Origin of the sequence: Methylobacter sp. (assembly GCF_030680395.1) — a bacterium.
Taxonomy (GTDB): Bacteria; Pseudomonadota; Gammaproteobacteria; order Methylococcales; family Methylomonadaceae; genus Methylobacter_A.
Map to the genome: position 1 here is coordinate 1 of NZ_JAUXVR010000018.1, position 26,269 is coordinate 26,269.

The window sequence follows — 26,269 nt, forward strand, 5'->3', positions numbered from 1 at the left end:
AGTCACATGGATGTGAGACTATGGCTTGGCATCAAGCCTAAATCAGGCCACAGCGGTATCGGAAAGTTACCATCCCTGGCTCTGGATACTGGCATCCCTGCCAGTATGACGGTGCTAGCTGAAGCATCTTGCTAATCAAGACAAGTTTAAAACAAGTGCTATTATTAGCGGCTCACCAGTCTCAACTGCCAAGCAATGCCAGCATTTCGTCCCTGCTGATGACCTCTTTTTCTTGTAAATAGTTGGCCAGTTTTTCCAGTCCCGCCCTGTTTGCAGTGATGACTTCACGCGCACGTGTTTCGGCGTCTTCAACCAGCGCCATGACTTCAGTATCAATAAGGCGGGCTGTCTCATCGGAGTAATTGCGATATTCCGAGACATCTGTTTCCAAAAACTGGAGTTGCTGGCGCTTGCCATAAGTCAATGATCCCATTTTTTTGCTCATGCCCAGATTACAAACCATGCTGCGGGCAATCTCGCTGACTTTTTCCAGATCATTATGAGCACCGGTTGATATGTTTCCAAAAACAATCGACTCAGCCATGCGTCCGCCCAGCAATATGGCCATTTGATCTTTAAGTTCATCTTCTGTCGACAAGAACTTTTCCTCAACCGGCAATTGCAAGGTAAAGCCCAATGCAGACGTGCCGCGGGAAATGATGGATATTTTATGCACCGGCTGGCCGGTCGGCACATGCTCGGCGACCATCGCGTGCCCTGCCTCATGGAAAGCTACCCTGCGCTTTTCTTCCGGGTTTAAAACCCGGTTCTTCTTTTCCGGCCCGGCCAATATCCGGTCGATAGCCGCCTCAAAGTCTTCTCTTTCGACTTTATCATGACCGACTCGCGTCGCCATAATCGCCGCTTCATTGGCTATGTTGGCAAGGTCTGCACCCACCAGGCCCGGCGTACGTTTGGCAATGATTGACAGATCGATGTCGTCAGCCAGCGTCAGCCCTTTGGTATGCAATTTAAGAATCTCGATACGGTCGCGCAAATCCGGCTTATCAACGATAATCTGACGATCGAAACGTCCGGAGCGCAACAGTGCTTTATCAAGTACTTCAGGGCGATTGGTTGCCGCCATCACGACTACGCCGACTGAGGTATCGAAACCGTCCATTTCGGTCAGCAGTTGGTTCAAGGTTTGTTCGCGCTCATCATGGCCGCCGATCATTACCGGGCCGCCCCGTGAGCGGCCGATGGCGTCTAGTTCATCAATAAATATGATACAGGGCGCTTTATTCCGCGCCTGTACAAAAAGTTCGCGTACTCTGGCTGCGCCGACACCGACAAACAGTTCGATAAATTCGGAGCCGCTGATATTAAAGAACGGCACCTGCGCTTCCCCGGACACGGCACGCGCCAGCAGGGTTTTTCCGGTTCCAGGCGACCCTACCAGCAACACGCCTTTGGGCATACGTCCGCCTAATCTTTGGATTTTATCCGGCGATCTTAAAAAATCGATGGACTCTTGAAGTTCCTGTTTGGCGCTATCGACACCGGCCACATCATTAAAGGTAATCTTGGCTTGAGTGTCCTGATGTATATGGATTTTATCGCCCAAGTTAAGAAAAGATTGCGGCCCGCTAGCCGCAGCCCGGCGCATAACCCATGACCAGATAAACACCAGGAATAACATCGGGATAATCCAGTTGAAAAAAAAGTTGGTTAGCCAATTCTCGCTGCTTCTGACTACATAATCGACATTGTTCTGCTCCAGCATTTGCGCAAGATCGTTTTGCCACAGCGGAATTGTCATGAAATCCTTTTCAGGTTTTTGCGGGTCATCAGACTTGATGACGCCGGTAATATACCGCTCTGTTACCACCGCCTTGTCGATTTTTGCCTCTTTGACCAGCTTAATGAATTGGCTGAAAGGAATTTCGTCACGTTGCACTTCCTGAATACTATTAAAAAAAGTCAGCAACAGGATGAATGCCAGCACATAGAGAAATAGCTTCCTTTGTTTGGAACCGGCGCTATTTTGATCTGTCGGTTTATTGAGTTCTTTCTTCGGTTCCTGTTTGGATAAATAATTTAAACCATTCATCAGTAAATTCTTCAGGTAGGTGAAAAAATTACCCAACAACGTGAGCGCCGTTTTAACAATATCGTTCTTTGAATCAACCATTTTGGTAAGACCTGGCTATGATTCTCCGATTCTGAAAATGATCTATCGACTCATCAAGCATTGAAACAATCTCTTCACAGCCGATAATATTTTTATTATTACCAAGAATATAATTAGCCAGTCGGGTGATTGCCGCCCAGTTGGCATCGTTATTTACAAAGTCAAATGCAACGCTAAACAACTCATCCAATTTTTGATCTCTTTGTTGCTTATCGGCAGAGAAACTTTGTAAATATTCATTAGCCAAAGCAAGATCGGAACTGCCGCCATAGTTCTTTAATGCTTTCAGGTTGACTAATTGATGATTAAATAGCTCATCATCAGTTTCAGCGACATGCTTGGCTTCAGCCAGCGGCCCGATCAGCAGATTAATAATATCCGCCTCAAAAGCCATCATATAATCATTTATTAATTGCACCATTGCGTCATTGTGTCTGGTTAATTCACGCACCAAGCTATCAATAGAAGGTGGCAACGATTCGATTAACCGCCCGCCTTCCACTCGTGCAATACAATCGTCATGAGTGGTTTGATAATTCATGGCATCCGCTTCTGTCACACCTCCCATATCTTTAAAAATAATTTTAAAGAAAATCGGGGGCAATTGTCTGGCTTTGTTGTTTAAATGAATACCCGCCGCATGTCCCGCTTCATGAAAAGCGACACGCTGTTTATGCTCTATTAATTTATCCTGACTGAGAGCCTCAATTATTTTGTTTCGTTTCATATTCAACACCATAGCTTTACGTCAACAAACATTGTGATTCATAAAATTATTCAACATCCTGAAACCAATAGAAATATTGATTTTTAATTTCCGACTCGGCGTCCAGCCAGTCTTCCCTTTCATGGCCGCCAACAAATCCCCTTTTTTCGGCTTTGCAATAGGCCCGTTCTGCAATCATTTTTTGAAGTTTCTCGTTATCAACAACCTCCTTACTTGATTGTTTCATTGCGTTGAAATCGGCCACAATCTCACCCCCTGCGCATTCCGATATACATTTTTCGTTTTTTATTCTATGTATAAAAAGATAGAGGAACAATTCGTATAACTACCTAGCAAGTCTAACACTAAAAATGAGCCGATACGCCTCGTATAAATGCTTATCTTTACAGACATTCAGATGCCCGTGGCCTGCTAAGCCCTACTCGCTTATCAATTTCCGAAAAATGCTTGACCAGGGTAATACCGGGGAGCTGTATAAATAACCTTGCCCTTCATCGCAACCTAAATCGATCAAGCGCTTTTGCTGGGCTTTCGACTCGATCCCCATAGCAATGATTTGTAGATGCAACCCATGACCCAACGCTATCACCGCGCGGGTAATGTCTTCGTCATTGGCGTTATTCAACACATCAACTACAAACGAGCTATTAATTTTCAATTTTTTTACAGGGATGCGTTTTAAATTATTAAACGAAAAACAACCCACACCAAAATCATCAATAGTCAGGTCTATTCCTAATGCCACCAACTGATTGAGCGCCTTTATAGTTTGCTCGGAATTACTCATAAAACCGTTACCGGAAAGTTCCAGTTCAAGATAAGACGGATCAAGTCCGGTCAAACGCAATATGCGCTCAACCGTAGCAACGAAATCGGAACGTAAAAATTGAATCGCAGAAACATTAACCACCATTTTGTTGACCTGCAAATCCTCATTCAACCATCGCATCATCTGCGTACATGCGTTTTGCAATACCCATTCCCCGAGCGCCACGATAAACCCGCTTTCCTCCGCTATGGCTATAAATTGCTTGGGTGACATCAATCCCAGCGTTGGGTGCATCCAACGCACCAATGACTCGACGCCTATCAGTTTTCCGGTTTTAAGACACACCTGCGGCTGGTAATACAAAATCAACTCATGCCGCTCTATGGACTGTCGCAACGCGCATTCCATCGACATTTTCTCAAAAGCTTCGGTGGTTAATTCCAGACTATAATATTGAAAGTTATTCCGCCCTTCTTTCTTGGCCCGGTACATCGCCGCATCGGCATTCTTAATTAATGTATCGGTATCCTGTCCATCCTGTGGAAACAGGCTTATGCCCACACTGATCGATATTTTCAACCGGTATCCTTTAATATAAACGGGGGCGTTAAAGGTTTCGATCAGCTTTCGTGCAAGCTTGGCAGGGTTTTTAGCGTCGGGAATATTTTCCATAAACACCACAAACTCGTCACCGGCATAGCGCGAAACAGTGTCTTCTTTCCTGACCAGGTTTTTTATGCGTTTTGCCACCTCTCTTAATAATCCGTCGCCGACCGCATGACCGTAAGTATCGTTAATACCCTTAAAGCGATCAAGATCGAGAAATAATACGGCGGCTTGCGAACCTTCGCGCATTGCATTTTGCAATGAATGATCGATACGATCCTTCAATAACAATCGGTTCGGCAGTTTGGTCAACGGGTCATGGTAGGCCAAAAACCCCAGATGATCCTGGGCTTTCTTAAAATGCGTGATATCCATAAACACATGAACATAATGGGCTACCTCTCCGCTTGAATCCTTTACCTCGCTAACGGTGGTCCATGAAGGAAAATCCATACAGCTTTTATGACGACGCCATACTTCACCCTGCCAGCTATTTACAGCTCCCGTAAGATTGTCTAATTCGTCATCAATTTTTATGCTGTTTTTCTTCGAGTGTAAAAAACAAGCGCTCTTTCCGTAAACGTCCTGCTGGGTAAAGCCGGTTATTGTTGTAAACGCTTCATTGACCGAAATTATTTTTTTATCTTTATCGGTAACGAATATGCCCTCGCCGATATTATTAAAAATCACCGATGCCATACTCAGCTTGCCTTCGGACTGCTTTTGCCGGGTAATGTCGGTCAATGTCATTAATACCTGATGAGGTTGACGCTCACCCGTCCTGAATTCGGGCACTGAATTAACGACCACCCACAGATAGCTTTGCCGTTCAGGATTAAACAGCCCCATAACCACACCTTCCACAGGCTTTCCAGTACGCAAAGCCAACATTGAAGGCTGTTGTTCTTCGGGAAAAATAGAGCCGTCTTCCTTGATGACTTTAACGCAAGAATCAACAAACTTACGCCCTATAATGACATCGCGAGGAAGGCCGAGAAGTTGCTCGGCGGCCTTATTGACAGCCATCACAATACCCGTCGTGTCCAGATAAATCACGCTCTGGTCAATGTTTTCAAATAAACTGCGATATTTGGCCTCGCTAATCCGTAAAGTATCGATAGCCAAACTGCGATTCGTTAATTGCGGCATCATAAAAAAAAACGAAGTAAATCCGCCGAGGTCTTCCTTAAGTTTTTCGAACATTGCATTTCTACCCCTTGGATAACAAAAATATCCGGCATTTGATTAGGTAATCTCTAAAAATTAAGTAATCTTTTAAGAAGTACTCAGAGTAGCTTGCAATAAAAAATATACCGTAGGGCAGCTCCCACGCAGAGGCTTTGTTAAAGAAAAAAAGCTACCCCGGTAAAAGTACCCGAAAACAGACAGTGATTTTGCATAAAGACTACAGCCACCCTGAGCCGCTAGTTGCTCGGACTTACTTTTTTGCACAAACAATCTACTTCGCAACCTTACTTTCGCTTCAACGAAAAAATTTGGGTTTCTTATTTTCTGCGTGCGCATTTTTCTTTGGCTTGGTTTTCATTTCTTTGTAATATTCAACGTCATCATTCATAAATTGCTTTTCCTTTAGCTCAATATCAATCCCGGAAATTTTATATTGCCAGTTTGTAATCAATTGTTGGATATCATCTTCTAAATTAATCGTTGCCATATCACTCTCCGGATTTTCCAGCATTGGTTTTATGAAAATTGACTGTCGGTAGATAGGCGTCTACAGACCACCCCATCAATTTACGGCTAAATCTTATAGCAAAGAAAATAACTGCAAAACTCGTACGTCTACCTAAGTAGTTTTGCTTATGTATTTTCACTAGCTAATACCGTACATTATTGATAGGCTTTAAAATAATGACTTGCCAGCATCCATATGATTTATCAAGCAGTTGCTTTAGTTACCATACCTGCTAAATATCTACAGGTTTTAATGTTTTTTATAAACAATTTTGATTGATGAAAGTGTTATCAAGCTAGCTTACAAATTGGAGTTTTTGTCTAAATTGTAAGAGTAGACTCACAAAATAAAAGACTAATCCTATAAAACCTGACATATTACTGAAAAACTTAACAAAAATAAGATACCGATTCTAGAGGGGAACGACGTATTTATTCCCGGGCATCATCTTATTTAGCTAACCTGCAAAAACGGATACTGATTCATGAGTAAGCTACCTAATAAGCACCTGAATGCTGAAAGTCTTGACAATAAAGCAGAGGCTCTACTGAATAAACATCGTGAAGCTATTCGACAACAGGCAGAAATCATGCTTCATCATTCGGGTGCCGATATTGCCCGAATGTCTACTGACGACATTCAAAAACTGCTGTTTGAGTTCCAGGTTCATCAAATAGAACTAACAATGCAGAACGAGGAGTTAAACAGGGCGCATCAGGAATTGACTTTATCCCGCGATACCTACGCGCAACTTTATGATTCATCGCCTGTAGGGTATCTGACATTAAATGAAACAGGGATCATTCAGAAAGCCAATATTGCGGCCGCAGTCCTGCTGGGTTGTGCGAAAGACGATCTTATCGACAAGCGATTTGGAAAATTTATTCACTCTTCGGATCAGGATAATTATTACTTGTTTATCCATCGTGTCTTAGCCCAAAAAGCCGGCGAAGCCCTTAACGCGCCCACTCATCCAGAATGCAAGTACTTTCAGCTTTGCACAAACACGGTGCAACCAAGCGATAAAAACAAAATATTAACTTATATCGAATGCTACGCAAGAGTCGTTTACAACGATAAAAACGCATTGAAAATATGCCTGACCATTAATAACATAACCGAGCGTAAGCAAGCGCAAGAGACCATCGCCTATCTTAATGAAAAACTGGAAGAGAAAGTCCGCAGACAGACCAGCGAACTGATTGTAAGTAATCTGAGTTTAATGAAAAAAGTTGAAGAGCTCCGCCGCTCCAAGCACCAACTGCTGGAACGGGAAGCTAAACTCAACTCCATTTTTAATGCCTCAGTAGAAGGCATTATTACTATTGATACATCCGGCATTATCGTATCCGCGAACGCCGCAGTAGAAACTATTTTCGGCTATAAACCGGAAGATCTGGTTGGTTGCAGTATTAACAAACTCATCCCGTCATCGCCAAAAGACACAGGTGATTGCGACTTACCTTATGCCGAAAAAATGATCGGTCAAATTCAGGAAATTGAAGGCCTTCACAAAAATGGTTTTGCGGTGCCTCTGGACCTGTCCATAGCGGAGTTTTCAGTCGATAATGCACCCTATTTTACCCATATTGTGCGCGATGTGAGTTTGCGTAAACGCCGGGAACGGCAAGACAAGGAACATCTGGACGAACTCGCCCACGTCACCCGCCTTGGACTGATGGGGGAGATGGCTTCCGGCATTGCCCATGAAGTCAACCAGCCCCTGTCTGCGATTTCCAGCTATACGCAAGTCAGCATAAACCTTATTGAGAGTGAAAATCCCGACTTGGTAAAACTCACCGAGATTTTATACAAGACCCAGCAGCAGGCTTTACGGGCGGGGCGGATCGTTCATCGCATGAGGGAGTTCGTCAAATCCCATGCCAAACATCGTTCAACCGCCGACATTAATACCTTGATTCATGAAGCTGTCGGCCTGTGTATTCCCGACTTTAGACAAAACTGCATAAAGCTGACCTTTGAACTGGAAAATAATCTGCCGCCTCTCTATGTCGATCATGTACAAATTGAACAGGTCATCATAAATCTGCTCCGAAACAGTGTTGACGCCTTAAAAATACTCCCCCCAAAACAACCACGCCACATAGCTATCCACAGCCGATTGACAATGGATAACAGCATTCAGGTCAGAGTGAAAGACAACGGACCGGGATTGGATGCAGAGCAACAACAAAAAATACTGACACCTTTTTATACCACCAAAGCGGACGGCATGGGCATGGGACTATCCATCAGTCGTTCGCTTATCGAAGCCCATGACGGAACATTGCATTTCAATAGCCAACTTGGAAAAGGCACCACTTTTTATTTCATTCTACCCATACGGAGAAAATCTGATGAGCATTGATAACTCAACACCTATCGTTTATTTAGTTGACGATGAATTCGCGATACGTGACTCACTTACTCTCTTGATTGAATCAACAGGACAGGCAGTCAAGAGTTTTGATTCCGCCGAAGCATTTTTGAATCACTATGTTCCTGATCAGCCCGGATGCCTGTTGCTGGATGTTAGAATGCCTATAATGACCGGTCACGAACTTCAGAGCGAATTATTGAACAGAGGAATAAATATTCCTATCATATTTATCAGCGGTCATGCCGATATTGCCGACTCGGCAAAAGCCTTCAGATCCGGCGCTGTCGATTTTCTGGAAAAACCGTTTAATAACGATGTATTGCTGGAACGAATCAATGAAGCGATTAAAAAGGACATTGCGTTCAGGGAAGAATTTGTCAAAAAACGCCTTATCCAAGACCGCATCGATCATTTAACAACAAGGGAAAAAGAAGTGCTGGGACTGATCGTCAAAAGTCACTCCAATAAGGAATCGGCAAAAATACTCAATATCAGCAATCGCACCGTAGATGTACACCGGGCAAGCATTATGGAAAAGATGCAGGCTGAAAATGTCGCCGAGCTGATAACGATGGTTATGTATTGCGAAGCGCCGGGCAGCATTTCCCTGGAAAAACGGGTTCATTGATGATCTTGTTGCTTCGATCGAAAGTTTTGCATTATTCACGGTTATCGATCAGGTATCCGGACTAATTCGTTCCAGACTTGTCGAAGGTAAGCGCTGAGGCGGCATTTCATGCAACCACTAAAATCGCTCATGCTTCGACAAGACTTTTATGAGCAAGGCCCGAAGGCCTGTCATGAGCTTGTCGAATGGGGCTCAGTACCGACGATTCATGCCCTTATATCGTTTGATCAGTAAAAGTCCGCACCCTAGCAACGACAACAGCATGATGGCGGAACCCATCGCAAAGACCGCTTTTGCCAGAAAATGGTCGTATTGCAAAAGACCGGACTCGGTCAGAAGATTATATCAATCATGAAAACCATAGGGCGCCGAATGACCGAAATTACCGCCCAATAGCGGCAACTGCCCTGCTCGCGCATCGTTCATATACGGTGCAATATCCAGAAAATTTTCACCGACCCACCATAACGCGACCGATGCGCCGAAAGGGTCGCGCGTTTTAAGCAATAACGCGCCCGTGCAGATTGACGGCATTAACAGCTGTCCCAGCGTTCCGCCCAGTGAAGTGATAAATGCGCCGAACGGCCTGAAAATAATATGTCCCGCCTCATGAAAAGGCAGATTAACCTGATGTAAAAAAGAGTTTGCAACCGCATTGCTCTCGATAGATGCACCGATAAGCTGCCAGCTCCAAAGTATGAGGCCCGCAAAAATAACCAACCTGCCTGGAAAATACCCCACTGTGGTTTGTTGCGTATCCTGAAACAGAACCTGTGTCAGCGGATTGGCTTCATCTTCTTCATCTAACCTCACAATGGCCGACTGAACATCCTGCCGATCCATCGGCTCAGGATGGTATTTTAGATATTTCTCAAATACGATACCGCAATGAGGACAAATTTCACTTTGCACATGCAGCTCGTGTCGGCACTTGGGGCAATTCATGGATTCTTTAACCGGTTACGTTTAAGCTCGATCGGCTTAACTTTAACCTGTTTCATCGGTCCTTGAAACCAAGAAAAAGCTTACCGGCAATACGATTGGACGCAAAGTATCAGAGCCCGTGGTATATTTCATCGGCGATTCGTTCTGTCTGGATTTTTGATCGCTCACGCCTTATTTTTAGGAGATAACATGGCAAAACCCGTCACCCCTTTGTTGGCAGCCGATATTTTAATCGAATTGATAGACCAACCCGAGCGGCCGTTTGTGCTGATTGAACGCGCCTATCCGCCATACGGCTGGGCAATACCGGGCGGTTTTGTCGATGTCGGCGAAACCGTAGAACATGCCGCGATTCGCGAGGCCAAGGAAGAAACCTGCATGGATATTACTTTGACGGCTTTACTGGGCATCTACTCCAATCCCGCACGCGATTCCCGCAACCATACCGTCACTGCCGTCTATATTGCCGAAGCTACCGGAATGCCCCGAGCCGCCGATGATGCAAAAAATTTCGGCATTTTTACGTTCGATAATCTTCCCGCGGTGCTGGCATTCGACCATGCCCAGGTTGTTGAAGATTACCGGAATTACCGCATGACCGGTAAAGTTACGCCGTTGCGGATGTGATCAATTTACGTAACCAAGTTCTTACTTAGGGAGCAGGAAATTACAAATGCCCCCCTTTAGCATCACCGTAGGAGCGGCTTTAGCCGCGATGCGATGTATTAGAGTTTCGCGGCTAAAGCCGCTCCTACCCTTTTTGTTCCGGCTGGTCCGGCTCATGATAAACGGTATTTTGGTCATTGCCGCCTCCCTTATTCATCATCTACAACCGGCGGGCAACTGCAAAACACATGCCGGTCTCCATACACATTATCGATACGCCCGACCGGCGGCCAGTATTTATCGTCATGCTGGTCGCTGTTCGGAAAAAAAGCCTGTTGTTTGGTGTACAGCAGATTCCATTCCTCCAGCAACAAGCGATGGGTGTGCGGCGCATTATGCAGCAGGTTGTTTTCGGCATCTGCTTCGCCGGTTTCGATGGCTTTAATTTCTTCGCGGATGGCGATTAGTGCGGCGCAGAACCGGTCAATCTCGGCTTTATCTTCGCTTTCGGTCGGTTCTATCATCAAGGTATCGGCGACCGGAAACGACACGGTTGGGGCATGAAAGCCGTAATCGATCAGACGCTTGGCGATGTCTTCCACGGTGACGTTACAGGTCTTTTTAAATTCATGGCAATCGATAATGCATTCATGCGCCACCCAGCCGTTTTTGCCGGTATATAAAATCGGGTAATACGGCGACAGCCGTTTGGCGATGTAATTGGCGTTCAGGATCGCAGTTAGGGTCGCGCGTTTCAACCCGGCAGCGCCCATCATCGCGATATACGCCCAGGAAATGGTGTAAATACTGGCCGAGCCCCAAGGTGCGGCGGATACCGTGCCGATGGTGCCGTGTTCGCCTTTGGCCGGATTGACGCCTTCAACAACCGGATGATCGGGCAGAAAAGGAGCCAGATGCGCGCCCACGCCTATCGGGCCGACGCCGGGACCGCCGCCGCCATGCGGAATGCAGAAGGTTTTGTGAAGATTAAGGTGGGCGACATCGGCGCCGATTTTGCCGGGACGGCTCAAGCCTACCAGCGCATTAAAGTTGGCTCCATCCAGATAAACCTGCCCGCCGTACTGGTGAATCAGGTCGCATATTTCCCGAAACGCTTGTTCAAAAACGCCGTGCGTGGACGGATAGGTGATCATTAACGCGGCCAGCGTGTCTTGATATTCGACTACTTTGGAGCGCAAATCATCCAGACTGACGTTACCGTTTTCATCGCAAGCGACTACTGCGACTTTAAGCCCCGCCATCGTGGCGCTGGCCGGATTGGTGCCATGCGCGGAAGCGGGTATCAGGCAAATATTACGCTGCGCATGGCCCCTGACTTCATGGTATTTGCGGATGACTAAAAGCCCGGTATATTCGCCTTGCGAACCGGCGTTGGGTTGCAAGGAAAAAGCGTCAAAGCCGGTCAGGTCGCATAACATATCTTCCAGCTCGGCAAACATCTGCTGATAGCCGTGGGTTTGGTACAGCGGTGCGAACGGGTGCAGTGCGTTAAATTCATAATAGGAAATGGTCTGCATTTCGGTCGCGGCATTCAGCTTCATGGTGCAGGAACCTAACGGGATCATCGACCGATCCAGCGCTATATCTTTTCTAGCCAAGCGGCGCATATAGCGCATCATTTCGGTTTCGGAATGATAGCGGTCGAACACCGGATGTTGCAGGATTGGGTCGCTCCGCAATAAGGCTTCCGGAATACATTCGCCTACTGCGGCATCCAGACCATTAATATCGGGAAGATCGGCAGTAGCGGATGCAAAAATCTGCCAGACATCCCTTAAGTTTTCCCGCGTTGTAGTTTCGTCCAACGAGATGCCGATATGATCCGCATCGATAACACGCAGGTTGATAGTGGCTTCCGTGGCCTGGGCAGCGATGCGTTTTGCCCGGTTCGGAGTACTGATAATTAAGGTATCGAAATAACACTCGCTCAGCACTTGATGACCGAGCTGGGTAATTCCGGCGGCCAGGATTTGCGTGTAACGATGCACCCGGCCTGCAATCAGACGCAAGCCTTCCGCGCCGTGATAAACCGCATAAAATCCGGCGATCACCGCAAGCAGCACTTGGGATGTGCAGATGTTGCTGGTGGCCTTGTCCCGGCGGATATGTTGCTCGCGGGTTTGCAGCGCCATGCGCAACGCAATCTGTCCGTGGCTGTCTTTGGACACCCCGATTATGCGGCCGGGAACCGAGCGTTTGTATTCGTCCTTGGTCGCAAAATAGGCGGCATGAGGGCCGCCGTAACCCATCGGTACGCCAAATCGCTGGGAGTTGCCGACCACGATATCGACGCCGAATTCGGCAGGCGCTTTAAGCAACACCAGCGCCAACAAATCCGCCGCGACCGTGACCAACGCCGATTTGGCCTGGGCGATGGCGGTGACTGCGGTCAGGTCTTTTATTTCGCCTTTGCCGCCGGGATATTGCACCAGCAATGCAAAAAAATCGTATTGCTCCAGGTTTTGATAGGGATCGGCGACGATGACCTCATAACCCAGAGAGTGCGCCCGGGTCTTGATCACGGCTATGGTCTGCGGATGGCAGTCCTGATCCACGACTATGCTGTTGGCGGCGCTTTTGGACAAGCGCCGCGACATAGTCATGGCTTCTGCCGCCGCCGTGGCTTCATCGAGCAGCGAGGCGTTGGCAAGCTCCATGCCGGTTAAATCGATAATAACTTGCTGAAAAGTCAGCAACGCTTCCAGCCGTCCTTGGCTGACTTCGGCCTGATAAGGCGTGTAAGCCGTATACCAGCCGGGGTTTTCAAGTACATTGCGTTTAATCACCGCAGGCATGATGGTGTCGTAATAGCCCATGCCGATCATCGAGGTGAACACCTTATTGCGTTCGCGCATTTTACGCAGATGCTTGATCACCGCGCGTTCGCTGATCGTTTCGGTCAGCTTTAACGGTTCATGATTCAGGATATTGGCCGGAATAGCCAGATCGATAATGTCTTCCAGCTCATTTACACCCAGCTCTGTCAGCATGTCTTTGATTTGCTGCGGGTTGGGACCGATGTGGCGGTTGATGAAATTACCGCGCATTTCCAATTGAGCCAAGCCAGGGCGAGATGAGGTCATGATTTTACCGATGGTAGCGATGAGGGACAAAAGGCAATGGGGTCATGGTAACAGTAATCCGGTGATCACGAACCATGGTGTACAGCGGATTGTCCAGGTCAACGGTATAAGGGTCCAGCAACGCCATAGCAATCGGCCGTCCCAAACTGGGAGAAAAACTGCCGCTGGTAACATAACCGACAGCACTACCTTCGCTGTTGCAAATTACACTGCCTTCCCGAACAGGTATTTTGCCATCGACCAGTAAACCGACGCGGATTTTTTCCGGTCCGTATTGCAACTGAGCCAGAATTTTGTCGGCTCCGGGAAATTGGTTACCCCCTTTTTTAAGCAGCCACTGGAGACCTGCCTCCACCGGCGTAATCGATTCATTAAGCTCATGGCCGTAAAGGGATAGCCCCGCTTCCAGGCGCAAAGTATCTCTGGCCGCCAAACCTATAGGCTCCACGGCCTCTTCGGCCAGCAACAGGCGGGCAAGTTGCTCGGCATAATGATGGCCTACCAATATTTCAAAACCGTCTTCGCCGGTATAACCGCTACGGCTGATATTACATTTTATGCCTTTGATGGATGTTCCACAGGCTTGCATAAAGGAAAGTTCAGCGGCTTGTGCCGAAAATTTTTCTATGACCGATACGGCGGCAGGACCTTGCAAGGCGAACAAAGCCTGACCGGTCAATTCATTAAAACAACACCGGCCGGATAAGCGACTATACAGATACTTAAAATCTTTGTCTTTGCAGGCCGCATTCACAATAATCATCAAGCCCGTATCAATGCGGGTAATGACGATATCATCGATAATTCCGCCATTATTGTTGGTTAATACCGTATATTTCTGCTCGCCTGATTTAAGTGCGGCAATATCGCCCGGCGCCAATCGCTCAAGTTCATCAACCGCATCATCGCCCAGAATCAGGCACTGTCCCATGTGGGAAATATCGAAGAAACCGGCGTGACTGCGACAGTGCAGATGTTCGTGCAACGTACCTTTGCCGTATTGCACCGGCATAAGGTAGCCGGCAAACGGCACCATCCTGGCGCCCAGCTCAAGATGCAGATTGTAAAGCGGCGTTTGTTTTAGCATGTATATTCATATTGGCGTGTGAGCAAGTCTGTAGTTTAGCGATTTGTTGGATTATTTACCACGAAGAGCTTGAAGAAAAACATAACGACAATAGCAAATGGATGACATGAGTTACGCCAGGCTACATCCAGCTTGTTCACTGTTTACTTGTTTTAGTTTTTTAGATTAAAGCCATAGCTTGTATAATCCCCGCTTTGTTTCGGCTTGATGTCTTGCTGCACTCATTTCTTATTTAAAACCTCAGAGAACTCTATGGCGCTGTATTGTGGAATCGTTGGTTTACCCAATGTTGGAAAATCAACCTTATTTAATGCATTAACCCGTGCAAAAATCGCGGCCGAAAATTACCCCTTCTGCACCATTGATCCCAATGTAGGCGTTGTTCCCGTGCCTGACAGCAGGATGGACAAGCTGGCGGAAATTGTAAAACCCGAACGCGTGCTGCCTACCACGATTGAGTTTGTAGATATCGCAGGACTCGTGGCGGGGGCATCGAAAGGCGAAGGCCTGGGTAACCAGTTTTTAGCCAATATTCGTGAAACCGATGCCATTGCCCATGTGGTGCGCTGCTTTCAGGATGATAACGTCATCCATGTCGCCGGAAAAATCGATCCCATCTCCGACATCGAAGTTATTAATACGGAATTGGCGCTGGCCGATATGGCTTCCGTCGAAAAAGCCCTGTTACGTGCGACCAAAGCCGCCAGAACCGGCAACAAAGACGAACAGGCAAAAAAAGACGTGCTGGAAAAGGTTTTCAAGCAACTGGACTCGGGTGAACCTGCGCGAACCCTGCCGTTAACCGAAGACGAAAAAGCCCTGATTAGAGATCTGTGCTTGATGACGCTCAAACCGGCCATGTACATTGCCAATGTTCAGGATGACGGTTTCGAGAACAATCCATTACTGGATAAAGTCAAAGATCTGGCCGAAAAGGAAGGCGCTATGGTAGTGCCGATCTGCGCCGCCATAGAGGCGGAAATAGCACAGCTCGATGACGAAGAAAAGAAAGAGTTTCTGGATGATCTGGGACTGGAAGAGCCCGGTTTGAACCGTGTTGTAAGAGCCGGATATAAACTGCTGAACCTGGCCACCTACTTTACTGCGGGTGTAAAAGAAGTCAGGGCCTGGACTATTCCGGTCGGCGCAACTGCACCCCAGGCGGCCGGTGTAATCCACAGCGATTTTGAAAAAGGCTTTATTCGCGCCGAAGTCATTGCCTATCAGGACTTCATCGACTATAAAGGCGAGCAGGGTGCCAAAGACGCCGGTAAATGGCGGCTTGAAGGCAAAGATTATATTGTTAAAGACGGCGACGTAGTGCATTTCAGATTCAACGTTTGACAAAGCAAGAGCGGGTACTTATAATTCCCGCTCTTCAAAAGACCTGTTTAAATGGCGATGTAGCTCAGCTGGTTAGAGCACGGGATTCATAACCCCGGGGTCGGTGGTTCAAGTCCACCTATCGCCACCATACAAATCAAGCGCTTAGGTGAAAACCAAGTGCTTTTTTTATGTCTGTAATTCCCCACGTTGCACTCACGTTGCAGTTGAAAATAAAAAGCCATAACAAACCGCAACACTTGCCAGAATTCCAGGCACTAAACACCAGCAACACTTGCAAAAAAAATGAGTAATTTGTAATGAGCGAATTAACCAAAACATCAGAGCGCCATCACTTTGTTCCGCAGTTCTATCTCAAGAAATGGTACGAACCAGGTAAAAACGGTTTCTGGCTTTATTTTCGGGATGAACGAGGTAATATTAGGCTACGTCAACAACGACCAGCCAAGGCAATTGGATATGAAGATAATCTGTACTCATTTCTTCCTGATGGTTTAACATTTCACGACTCAGACTCCAATAAACTAGAACATGGTTTTTTTGCGCAAGTTGATAACGCAGCAAGTGTCATCCATAGAAAGCTTCTTAATCAGGGGGTAGGTGCATTATCAGCTGATGACCGAATCAAGTGGGCAATCTTTGTCAATTCGCTAATTGAAAGATGTCCAAATCGCCTTCGCGACATAAAATCAAGGGCACCGGACATACTCTTTAAATTAATATCAGAACTTAAGCAACCAAGCCCATCAAGCACTCTTCAACCCCAAGTGCAATCGATAGTAGACAGAATGGATTCCGCAGCTGTGGTTCATAACACGGTTCTCTCTATGTTAGCCCCCTATATTGTTGATGAGCCGTTTATTCAATATGTCACTGAAATGGAGTGGCAAACGATCGATATTCCAAAAGGCCAAGACCATTTTCTAACTGGAGATACACCGGTAGTAATCAACGCAGGCGATTCATCTACGCCGATCCACATACTCTCAATTGCTATTTCACCTAGTCGGCTCTTGATAATGCACAAACGCTCACCTGAGTTTGATATACAGCTGTGTAAAATAATAGCAATCTGCCATAGTAGTATTTTGGTAAAACAAACGAAAAAGCACTTAGTATCATCAAAAAAACTGACTAACAGTAAGCACATTAAGTACAATCGAATTGTCGAAAAAATGCTTAGAGGTGGCAACAGCGAGTGACCAGCGCCTCCTTATGCCAAATAAAAAAGCCGGTTTTACCCGGCCTTTTTGTCGATGTGTATTCAAATATTCGGATATGATTTTTCAGCCCAATTTATAGCTTTGGCTCTCGCTTCTTTTACATGCTCCGCCTCTTCTGTTTCATTAAGTTTTTTCATAAATTGATGCGTTTTTGACCTGTCTTTTGAAAATCTAAAGACATTAGAAAAACAGGCTACAGCCCGACTTTCGTCTCCCATTATCCCGAATACTTCGCCTAAATTTGCCCATGCAATTGCACGACCTGGGGACATGGTTAATGTCGTAATGATCGCTTGTTGGGCCAAATCCAAGTTACCTTGTTTGAAATACGAAAAACCCAAGTTACTTACAATTTCAATGTCAGACTTATCTAGTTTGTTGGCTTCTTCAAACATCTTTACAGCATTGTTAAAATCATAAACTTTAGATGACGCCAATCCTTGATCATTAAGCGCCCTCGCTGCCTTTTTGTTACCTTTTTCGGGTCTAGGTGCATTTTCTATTTGAAGTTTTATTTGTTGTATTTCTGACTCGTGACTTAATCCACCATCCTCCAAAGCATATTCCAGCATACGTAAAATCATCATTTGTGGTGTATCTGCTGACGAAGCATTTTTAGTTTTATCCGACTCAAGATCCCCATGTTTAGACTGATCTTGAGTTACAGATATTCCATCTTGCTTGAGGTTGTTTTCGAGAGAAGTGTAATCGGATTTACAGAATGTGCGCGAAGCCATCATTGTATGGAGATCGCTTTGGTTTGCCACCTGTGAGTTAGGTGCCGACTCATATACAATATTTCCATCATGGTGAAGTGCAATATCAGTAATAACTGCAGTGTCAGCAACACAATTCACAATATAAGCAACAGTAATAACTGAATATTTAATATTATTTTGATATTTTGGTTCTATAAATGCTTCCCTAAATTGAAATATAAATCCGTTTTTTATGTAGAGTGGTTGATTTATTACCTCAAGCCCACCATCTTTCTCCCCAAGCTCATACCAATCTTTTTTGATGCCTGAGTCCATTTCGTTTTTAACTCGCCCCCATACTCCTTTAGCAGTTAAGTCTTTGTCATTATTCGTTTTGTCACTGAAATTTGTATCCACTTTCTGATCAGCGACTAACTTTTCATTTGCTTCTGTCTCAGCTCGCGCCTCTTGACCTACCTCGGCAATACTTTCTAAGGAGTTAAGAAGCTTCTTGCAGTTTGCAGCAGTTCCAGAAAATACAGTTACCGCCTTGGTGTCAGATGACATAGAGATCACTGCCATCTCACCATTGAACTTATCAACACGTTCTACGCCTCCACCGATTAACTCAAATTCACTTGCATCATGATTAAGGCTAAAATCGAATTTTAACCTTGAGACTTCTTCACTGACGGTTTTAGATAATGGGTCACCAGGATGGCAATCATGGTCTACACCATTCACAAACGTAAACACATGGGGGTCTTCTTTAATATCATCAAACTTAGGTGCAATCGCCATTTGATCAGTTTTTTCGATGGTTTGATTTTTTCCATTGACTTGATGGTCTGTGATTGCTGCTCCATCCATACCACCCAGCTTCCACCACATTAATATAGACAATATCAATCCGCAAACCACGAAAGCCCCAACTATTCTGTTGATTGTTGTCGCTGAATTCGGCGCTGGCTCTAATTGTGCCTTTGCCCCAACATCATGAACAGCAACATGATCAATTGAGCTTTCATCCACAAGTGGTCCAGCATCAATCATAAGCTGCCTCCCTTTTGGAGTGTCCACGGGAATCATGGAGTCATTTTTGCAGCCTGGGCAGACGCTCTTTTTCGTGGACTCCTGCCATGCCGAATAGACAATTCCAGGAATAATGCCGCACATAAAAAGGATAACTCTAACTATCCAGCTACCTTGCCGGACTTTTATTTTATGTCCAACGGTATGACATTCAGTACAGACATATAACGGGGACTTTTCTCTGCTGATCATATTTTTCTTCTTCTAGAGTGCGTTAAAGATAGCCTAAATCCGCCATCATCTTGCAGACTTATTCCGGCATAATTGCCGCGCCTCATCGGATGAAATGCCGTCGCAGTTCGACGGCATTTGATGAATCTCGCTACGACAAGTCTGCCTCAGAGTTTGATCGGTAATGCTGTAGCAATACCCGACATCATTATGCTGTCGTGCCTGACAATAGGCTTGCTGGTCATGGCTCAGCCCGTAGCAACTCACCAGCGCCAATATTATGGGGTTCATTCATCACTCTCCTAAACAGCTAATCTAGCACAAAACCTTTAATGCACTAAACCACCAGGAATCAGGCTGACATCAATTTTTAATAGGGCATGATTTTCAAAACGTTGCTGAATGTCAAACACCCTGCTGGATAACCCTTCAATAAGCTCAAGCTCGTAGGACAGGCGTCTATGCGGTTCCGAGTCGGGCATCACCCCCGGATGCTCCAACAGCACCATGATTTGACTGGAAATATGCAGCATTGGATCGCAATAATTATTGAGAACCCCATCGGCAAAACAAGTAATAATTTCTTGGCACTCCAGCACTTTGCGCAAAAGAGGCTTGTAAGCCTTTGCAGGCCCCGTCGACTTAGTAGCGGCACGTTTCGACTTCCGATTGAGGTAAGAGTCAACAAGCAACGTGATATTGGCAACATTCCCAGAGACCCCAGCCAAGTAATACACAACGGCATAAAGCCCTATCGCAATAGTTGTTGAAGTAGTGCCTTTATCAAATTGCCCTGCCAGTTCATCAATGCGGCCTGCAATGCCAAATATCTCTTGGCAGTCTTTATTCAGCATTATGGACGGGTCTATACTCAAATCATCTCGTGCAGATTTGAGAAGTCCCTTCAAATCAAATATTGTGGTCATGGGCGTCTCTTAAGCAAAAGTCGGGGTTGTGGTGGTCCTAATTCAGAATCGCTCAGCCCTTAAGACGTCTGCCTGAACTTTGTAGTTTTCGCTCATGACCATTAATTGGGCTTCGCGTTTTGGGAGGTTGTAGCATGGGTTTTTCTTGCCGTTGGTGGCAATATAGTAGTGCGAAAATTTCCGCGCTACTTCTTCTCCTAAAACTTTCAATACCTTAGCCATGAAATCATTGTGACGAAGTTCTGCCGCACCATCATCACGCAAATCGTTATTTTGAATGCTGTAGCAGAAAGATACCTGTCGATGTTCGAGGGCTTGGCAGCAGGCCCGTTGATCAGATGGTAAATCGTAGCAACTGGCTGCGGTCACAGCGGCTAAAAAAAGATTCATAGTTCTGAAGGTTGAGTTTTCCGGTTTTCATACAGAATTTCCAACCAACGGCCTCTATCACTACAGTAAAAGTCATCTGGGGATTCCGGGTCACTTTTGCAGAGCTGTTCGTAGCGCCCTTTGAACCATGGTATAAATGACGGGTTGATTTCCATTGGGCAAGCGTTCATCCACCAGGACGGTAGTGCTTCCTCCAGTTCCTGAACCTGCTCAGATCGGTAATGAGACCATGTATCATCGTCAATATCCCAAGAAGAGCCTTCGTGCCAAAATAGCCAAGCATTATCGATGTGACGACCATAAATTCTTGCTCCACTGCCTTCGCTGCCTAAATGAACTACAAGAACCTTGCCGCCTGCGTCGTCTGCAGGTGTTTTCAACATTTTGTCGCTATTCATGCTTTATTCGCTCCACTGGCTTAATCGTTTAATCAAGAATAATGCATGTTTCTTAATATTTCTGATGGTTTGCGGGTCAAGGGGAGTAGCGTTTTGCGACACCCTTGATCAGCAAATCATCCTTTTCCGGAATCAGACATTTACCGGCTAGTCATAAGGTCAAAGCCCAGGCGTTTTTTTAGCTACGATGGAATTATGATGAGTGCTGACAGTTGAATCAATATCGCGAAACTCATTTATCACAGTATCTATAGCATGCTTCAGCGCATCATCAGGCAGGCTGTCGATTCGCTTCACATCAATTATTGCCTTAAGACACTCTAAAACAGAAATACCACGCTCAATCATCGGACAAATAATATTGTACAAAGTGCTTGAATCAAGAACATGGTCTATGCAATAAGCCCCCCCATCTAGGCGGTGCGAAAGATCTACGTCTGTTTTCTTTATTGTTGTCATAATAATTTCTCTCAGCTATTAAATATTTCAGCAGCCCACAATTAGGACCGCCCAATGATTGTCTAGTTTACGCCGCCAGATGTTGGTCAATCATCTCAACGTCGGCTTCCAGCTTATCCCAGAGACTTATAAATCGCTCTTTAAGAGCAGACGCAGAACCCGCAAGAATTCTGTGATTTTGAATGTCTGGATGCTCGACCATCAGATCAAACAAGATGGCGAAATTTGCGCAATCATTTTCGAGGGTGTTGCTGATCGACTCGGTTGGGTTTGTTTTTGCTGCAGTGTTCATGGTCATTATCTCTGGTTTATAAATTATAAGCCGACACCATGATTTTTTAGCTGGCGCCGGACTGAATGAAGTTGGCGTACCGGTACACGCACCGGCCATTCTTGCGAATGCTCCAAACAGTCCGACTTAACGAAAGACTGAATTTTGGGCATAAAAAAACCGCATGATTGCGGTCTATGCCGCGTGTTTCCGGAACGCCAATTCCGCACTTCAATATGTGAAGCTGGTATTATTCTGCGCTCGTAGACTGGATGATGTCAATATATTAGTTGATAATAAAAATAATGCCCATCCCAAAAAATTACCTTAGGGATGATGCGTTTCTCAAAATACCTTTTTTGGTGAGATGGTAATGTCCCACCATTTCAAGGCCGTTGAACGTTGCAGTCTTGCCTCAAGTTTATGGACCTGATCGGCGGCTAATTTAACGCCTTTTTCATAGGCACCCGCCATGGTCGTTACGATTGCCCGCTTTCCTTTCCAGATAAAATTGTCGGCACGCTTCAGAACCGTTTTTTCAGAATCCAGCAAATAGCCATTCCAGGATTTCTCCAGCCCCGCCCAAAAACGCTCGATTGCGTTGTATTTGCTGTGATAAGGCGGGTAGTACACCAAGCGAATGACCAGCCCCGTTTTGTCTGCAAATTCAAACCAGCCTTTGCAAATACTGCGTTCGGTGGCCGCTACACTCCGGGCCGTTGTCCGAGTTGATCACCAAGGTGCGAATAGCGGAGAACGCCGGTTTTCGCTGCGCCCACCAAGCTTCCAGGCCATCCACCATGAAATCACTGGTTTTGTGACTTTCCCCGAAAAACAGGAAAGACTGACCCGTCACCGGCTCCAACAGCCCCCCTGGAATCAATTTTTCTTTGCTTGCCATGTCGTAATCAAGGGCTTCAACCGCTTCAAGGCCGCGTGATTTTCCACCCCGGGAATACTCGCCAAGGTTCACGGTAGCTTTGGTGTCCACGCTAATCCGCAACGCCGTCGGATCGGCATCGGCCTCTCTATTGAGTTGGCTCACATTGGCGAATATCAGGTCAGTCATTTCGTTTTTTTTGGACTTTGCTCTTGGCAACCGTCCGACGACGATAGCCTTGCCGATTCAACAGATCGCAGAAAGTCCGCTCCGCCGGTAGCTCGTCTTCAATATAACCATTATCAAGCAACGCATTGCGAACCGCTTTGGCGGTAAAGTGGGTGTGCATCAAGGTCGTTCTCAGGTGGCTGTCCGATTCACTATGCGGCTCCAGAAGGCATTCAATGTCCCTTAACAGTTGCGGATTATCCTCTTCAACTTTTTTCTTCCCCCGTGCCGATACATCACTGATACAACGAATACCCGTGCGAAGTTCATTGATCCCCAACTCCACGGAATGTCGATTCCAACCCAACACGTCCTCGGCTTTACGCGACTTCCCTTTCAGTAAGGTTTGCACAACATCACCCATCGCCTGACGTCGATAGTCATAGGGAATTTGTTTCACCAAGCGGGTCATCAATTCCGAAAGCTCTTCTGTAAACACGACTGAAGGGCAATGGTTTCTTTCATCTCTGTGGGTATGAGTTGTTTCGCAAAACCGCTATTATGCCGGGATTTTTATGACTGCGGCATCCCTTAGAGCTTAAATCATGAGGCTTATGCCCTGGTCATAAGCCAACCCCCGCAGGTCGTGGTGAACCAAAACTGGTTGATATGGACATAGGATCAGCCATTCGATTGCCTTTCTGATCCCAAAGACTGACATCGATCTTGTGCCTAAATTCCATGCTATTTTCACCCCCTGAGCGCTGACTGGTCGGCATCTGGTCATTGTGCAGCGTGTCATACACGCCCATCGACATATCCACATACCGTTTAGCATCCGGACCTGATCCATTATAGTGCTCGAAGGCGCCATGATAATCGCCACCGGCATTGTCCAGCATCTGCTTATAATACTTGGCACCAGCCAGGGTATTTTTATAAGCGTCACGCCATCCGTCACCACCCAAGCCTCGACCGCCAGCATACCTGGAATTATGCTGCATCATGCCGAGGTCTGTGGTGCCATTGCTGTTCTGGTTGGTCGTGTTCGGATTAATGCCGGATTCCTGCGCTGCGATCTGCTTGATCACTAACGGGTCCAAGCCAACTATTTTGCCAATATCGGCAAACATAGCATCATATTTGGATGGCATTCGGGCCTGACCAATAACATTACGCTGACGTTGAGATAAGGTAGCAGGCACCACGCCAGAAATCGTTGGATTATCAGTATCAGTACCAAGTGGCGACTTATCTGATACGGCCTCATGTCCGCCTCGTGCCTTTTTCATCCAGGCTTCGGTTTCAGCCGGATAATAATCGGGGTGTCGCTGGACCTTTCGCATAAAATCAACGTACAGGCGGTCTCGCTCATCCTGAGAGCTTGCCATGCCGATCTCCTTCAAATTTCGATCAACTTCATGCATGGCCATCTTGCCAATCCCCTTCCCTCCTTTCATGTTGTTTCCGCTTTCAGGCGTGCCGTCCTTGAAACCAGCTACCATCCGATCAACAACAGGGCCAGCCGCGCCAAATTTATCAAGCAAGCGCAATAGATATTCTCTTGAATCAGCCTCAATGCCTACTAGACCTGAAACACTCTCCTGTATTTTTCTACTAATATCAATCTGCGTGGTCTGTGATTTTTGGCCGTCGTCCACATCGTACTTGGCGGTTAGCTTAAAGAGCATTTTCTTAAACTCTTCACCGTAACCGTTCGTGGCCATAGTTTTGTCTGCAGAGCTTAGCTCATCACTGGTCATTTTTCCGCTGCCAAGCAGTTTTTCATATTGCGATGCCATAGCCTTATCGCCGCCGCCCAGCAACTGCGACAAAGAGGAAATTTGCGACACGTTGACGTTATCCAGTCCAATGCCATACTTGGATAGCTGTTTTTCAAAACCGCCCAGCCCTGGGTCTTTTTCCATGCGCTGCATTAGCGCGGCCGCCTGCTGAGGATTGCCGCCGAACATGCCGCGAAAGTTCGCGTTCTCCAAATAGCTGTCGCCGCCGCTGATCGACTTGATATGCGCCATACCAACTTCAAAGTTGTTGCGGTAACCAGACCCGGAAATACTCTGCCGCGTGCGGTCCATCCTAGCCCGAGCCGTCGCATTGGCATTGTCGTAAAACGGCGATCCAGGCGCAAACAGCGTGGACAAATCCCCGGTCGCACCCGCCGTCTGCATGATGCTGTTGTCCATGGCCGACATACCCTTGAACGCCGATTGCCGAGCCTGCAGCCAGTGATACTGCGACGCCTCGCCCATGGTGCCGCCGCTACTGACGCCGGAATCCATCATACCCATGAGCTGAGCCGCGTTATTCGGATCACCCTTGATGCCAGCATAAGAGCTACCGGTCAATGATGCCAGATACGACGAATACTGCCCCACATTCGGAGCCGTCATCATTTGCTGTGATGACCGAGTCGCAAAGCCGGAAACGACCGATAATACCTCGTCCATTTTTACCGAGGTGCCGCCACGCTGGACCGATTCGCCAATCATCAGCGCCAGGCGTCGATTATCCTTGTCATTATTGGAATTTCCAGACAAGCGCATCTGAGCAAAGAATGACATGGCCTGCTCAGGCAACATCCCATAGCCTTGAGCAAAACCTGCCGACGTGCCGACTGATCGAGCAATCGTGTCGTTTGAATTACTGGACAGACTGGAGATGTGCGCGAACTGCTTGGCTAAATTTGCGGCCTCATTATCGGTAACACCCAAACCATGAATGACACCACGAACGGAATCGCGAAGATTCACAAAGTCCACCGTCGTTGAGCCAACCATGCGCCGAAGTTCTGAATACGTCTTGGCCTCCTCCCTGGCGCTTCCAATAGTACGGTCTGCGGTTCCACCGACCATACCGCCTACAAGACCACCTAAAGGCCCAAAAGCCGAACCCACAAGAGAGCCCAAGTTTGCATACATCCCGCCCCCACCCGTGACCGAGCCGCCGACAAAACCGGCTAATTTACCGGCACGCCCCGCCCATTTTGCATTATTTGCCTGGCGTTCATTTTCAAGTTGACGCTGAACTTTCTCTTTTTCGCGATGAAGCGCATTCTGGTTTGAAAATCCGGCCGATTCTTGCCGTAATTCTCCTGAAAACTCCCGAAAGTAATTAGAGGCATTATGGTTGCTTGAGCTGCCGGCGTTTTCGAGCTTTGCGGCCACTTTGGACGCCTGCGCCATAGCCTCGGCCGCAGCCTTAAGATTTTTTGCGTAAGCGGCGCTCTTCTTATCCCCCTTATCCAGCGCCGCCGTCAGTTTATCCGCCTGAGCGATGAGATTATTTAGATCTTTTTGAGCGCCTGAAAAATTCAAATCAGACTTCCCAGACTCTGTTTTTAGCTTATTGCCAAGATCGACAATGGATGATTTTAATTTATCAATTTCTGAATTGACAGACGACAGATCGGCGTCAATTTTAATTTTAGGATTATTAGGCATGATAATTCCTGGTGTGTTTAAGCCAGAATAAGGCGGCGACAGCATAAAATCGCCGAAGCGGGAATAAATCAGCGTCGATGCTCGGTGAGTAACCGAGCACCAATAT

General features: G+C 46.6%; 24 protein-coding genes and 1 tRNA gene. 6 read left to right on the plus strand and 19 right to left on the minus strand.

Features of this window, described 5'->3' with window-relative positions:
• Positions 1-181: 181 nt before the first annotated feature.
• From ftsH to Q8L79_RS07585, 5 genes are all read right to left on the minus strand, one after another.
• Entirely contained in the window at positions 182-2,053 is a 1,872-nt protein-coding gene (gene ftsH / locus Q8L79_RS07565; protein WP_370869896.1) for an ATP-dependent zinc metalloprotease FtsH, read from the minus strand.
• Positions 2,054-2,126: 73 nt separating this feature from the next.
• A complete protein-coding gene (locus Q8L79_RS07570) occupies positions 2,127-2,861 on the minus strand; it encodes a hypothetical protein (RefSeq protein WP_305269749.1) in 735 nt (244 codons plus the stop codon).
• 46 nt (positions 2,862-2,907) lie between these two features.
• Positions 2,908-3,087, minus strand: a complete 180-nt coding sequence (locus Q8L79_RS07575) for a DUF2934 domain-containing protein (RefSeq protein WP_305269751.1) — start codon at positions 3,085-3,087, stop codon at positions 2,908-2,910.
• 192 nt (positions 3,088-3,279) lie between these two features.
• Entirely contained in the window at positions 3,280-5,439 is a 2,160-nt protein-coding gene (locus tag Q8L79_RS07580; RefSeq protein ID WP_305269753.1) for a bifunctional diguanylate cyclase/phosphodiesterase, read from the minus strand.
• Positions 5,440-5,719: 280 nt separating this feature from the next.
• A complete protein-coding gene (locus tag Q8L79_RS07585) occupies positions 5,720-5,911 on the minus strand; it encodes a hypothetical protein (protein WP_305269755.1) in 192 nt (63 codons plus the stop codon).
• 505 nt (positions 5,912-6,416) lie between these two features.
• On the opposite strand from Q8L79_RS07585, the gene Q8L79_RS07590 reads away from it, so the two are divergent.
• Together Q8L79_RS07590 and Q8L79_RS07595 are read left to right on the plus strand one after the other, a co-directional pair.
• On the plus strand, positions 6,417-8,300 hold the full coding sequence (locus Q8L79_RS07590) for a PAS domain-containing sensor histidine kinase (RefSeq protein ID WP_305269757.1): 1,884 nt from the start codon (positions 6,417-6,419) through the stop codon (positions 8,298-8,300).
• Positions 8,290-8,940 (plus strand): response regulator transcription factor, encoded by a 651-nt coding sequence (locus Q8L79_RS07595; protein WP_305269760.1) that lies wholly within the window; start codon positions 8,290-8,292, stop codon positions 8,938-8,940. The genes Q8L79_RS07590 and Q8L79_RS07595 overlap by 11 nt, the downstream gene beginning before the upstream one ends.
• A gap of 345 nt (positions 8,941-9,285) precedes the next feature.
• Here the strand turns inward: Q8L79_RS07595 and Q8L79_RS07600 are convergent, their stop codons facing one another.
• Positions 9,286-9,852, minus strand: coding sequence for a zinc ribbon domain-containing protein (locus Q8L79_RS07600; RefSeq protein WP_305269762.1), 567 nt, complete (start codon positions 9,850-9,852; stop codon positions 9,286-9,288).
• Between the two features lie 222 nt (positions 9,853-10,074).
• On the opposite strand from Q8L79_RS07600, the gene Q8L79_RS07605 reads away from it, so the two are divergent.
• Positions 10,075-10,512 carry an NUDIX hydrolase gene (locus tag Q8L79_RS07605; protein WP_305269764.1) on the plus strand — a complete coding sequence of 146 codons (438 nt, stop codon included), beginning with the start codon at positions 10,075-10,077 and terminating at the stop codon, positions 10,510-10,512.
• 188 nt (positions 10,513-10,700) lie between these two features.
• On the opposite strand, the gene gcvP is transcribed toward Q8L79_RS07605, so the two are convergent.
• Together gcvP and gcvT are read right to left on the minus strand one after the other, a co-directional pair.
• Positions 10,701-13,595: an aminomethyl-transferring glycine dehydrogenase gene (gene gcvP, locus Q8L79_RS07610; protein WP_305269766.1), complete on the minus strand. Its 2,895-nt coding sequence runs from the start codon at positions 13,593-13,595 to the stop codon at positions 10,701-10,703.
• A 4-nt stretch (positions 13,596-13,599) separates the two neighbouring features.
• Positions 13,600-14,682, minus strand: a complete 1,083-nt coding sequence (gcvT, locus tag Q8L79_RS07615) for a glycine cleavage system aminomethyltransferase GcvT (protein ID WP_305269768.1) — start codon at positions 14,680-14,682, stop codon at positions 13,600-13,602.
• 252 nt (positions 14,683-14,934) lie between these two features.
• On the opposite strand from gcvT, the gene ychF reads away from it, so the two are divergent.
• The 3 genes from ychF to Q8L79_RS07630 all read left to right on the plus strand — a co-directional run bounded on the left by ychF (position 14,935) and on the right by Q8L79_RS07630 (position 17,228).
• Positions 14,935-16,026 (plus strand): redox-regulated ATPase YchF, encoded by a 1,092-nt coding sequence (ychF, locus tag Q8L79_RS07620; RefSeq protein WP_305269770.1) that lies wholly within the window; start codon positions 14,935-14,937, stop codon positions 16,024-16,026.
• Positions 16,027-16,079: 53 nt separating this feature from the next.
• Positions 16,080-16,156 (plus strand) — tRNA-Met (locus tag Q8L79_RS07625).
• Positions 16,157-16,325: 169 nt separating this feature from the next.
• Positions 16,326-17,228: a DUF4238 domain-containing protein gene (locus Q8L79_RS07630; protein WP_305269772.1), complete on the plus strand. Its 903-nt coding sequence runs from the start codon at positions 16,326-16,328 to the stop codon at positions 17,226-17,228.
• Positions 17,229-17,290: 62 nt separating this feature from the next.
• Here Q8L79_RS07630 and Q8L79_RS07635 read toward each other — a convergent pair whose 3' ends face one another.
• The 11 genes from Q8L79_RS07635 to Q8L79_RS07685 all read right to left on the minus strand — a co-directional run bounded on the left by Q8L79_RS07635 (position 17,291) and on the right by Q8L79_RS07685 (position 26,163).
• Positions 17,291-19,000, minus strand: coding sequence for a tetratricopeptide repeat protein (locus Q8L79_RS07635; RefSeq protein WP_305269774.1), 1,710 nt, complete (start codon positions 18,998-19,000; stop codon positions 17,291-17,293).
• A gap of 276 nt (positions 19,001-19,276) precedes the next feature.
• Positions 19,277-19,501, minus strand: a complete 225-nt coding sequence (locus Q8L79_RS07640; protein ID WP_305269776.1) for a hypothetical protein — start codon at positions 19,499-19,501, stop codon at positions 19,277-19,279.
• Positions 19,502-19,539: 38 nt separating this feature from the next.
• Entirely contained in the window at positions 19,540-20,136 is a 597-nt protein-coding gene (locus Q8L79_RS07645; RefSeq protein ID WP_305269778.1) for a hypothetical protein, read from the minus strand.
• A 42-nt stretch (positions 20,137-20,178) separates the two neighbouring features.
• Positions 20,179-20,526 carry a hypothetical protein gene (locus tag Q8L79_RS07650; protein ID WP_305269779.1) on the minus strand — a complete coding sequence of 116 codons (348 nt, stop codon included), beginning with the start codon at positions 20,524-20,526 and terminating at the stop codon, positions 20,179-20,181.
• Entirely contained in the window at positions 20,523-20,924 is a 402-nt protein-coding gene (locus Q8L79_RS07655) for a hypothetical protein (RefSeq protein ID WP_305269781.1), read from the minus strand. The genes Q8L79_RS07650 and Q8L79_RS07655 overlap by 4 nt, the downstream gene beginning before the upstream one ends.
• Before the next feature lie 159 nt (positions 20,925-21,083).
• Positions 21,084-21,383, minus strand: coding sequence for a hypothetical protein (locus Q8L79_RS07660; protein WP_305269783.1), 300 nt, complete (start codon positions 21,381-21,383; stop codon positions 21,084-21,086).
• A 67-nt stretch (positions 21,384-21,450) separates the two neighbouring features.
• Positions 21,451-21,675 carry a hypothetical protein gene (locus Q8L79_RS07665; protein WP_305269785.1) on the minus strand — a complete coding sequence of 75 codons (225 nt, stop codon included), beginning with the start codon at positions 21,673-21,675 and terminating at the stop codon, positions 21,451-21,453.
• A gap of 324 nt (positions 21,676-21,999) precedes the next feature.
• Positions 22,000-22,287 carry a hypothetical protein gene (locus tag Q8L79_RS07670; protein ID WP_305269824.1) on the minus strand — a complete coding sequence of 96 codons (288 nt, stop codon included), beginning with the start codon at positions 22,285-22,287 and terminating at the stop codon, positions 22,000-22,002.
• 34 nt (positions 22,288-22,321) lie between these two features.
• Complete coding sequence (locus tag Q8L79_RS07675; protein ID WP_305269787.1) at positions 22,322-22,723, minus strand: hypothetical protein; 402 nt, start codon at positions 22,721-22,723, stop codon at positions 22,322-22,324.
• Entirely contained in the window at positions 22,716-23,201 is a 486-nt protein-coding gene (locus Q8L79_RS07680) for a hypothetical protein (RefSeq protein WP_305269790.1), read from the minus strand. Before Q8L79_RS07680 ends, Q8L79_RS07675 begins: the two co-directional genes overlap by 8 nt.
• Positions 23,202-23,325: 124 nt before the next feature.
• Positions 23,326-26,163: a transglycosylase SLT domain-containing protein gene (locus Q8L79_RS07685; protein WP_305269792.1), complete on the minus strand. Its 2,838-nt coding sequence runs from the start codon at positions 26,161-26,163 to the stop codon at positions 23,326-23,328.
• Between the last annotated feature and the right edge of the window lie 106 nt (positions 26,164-26,269).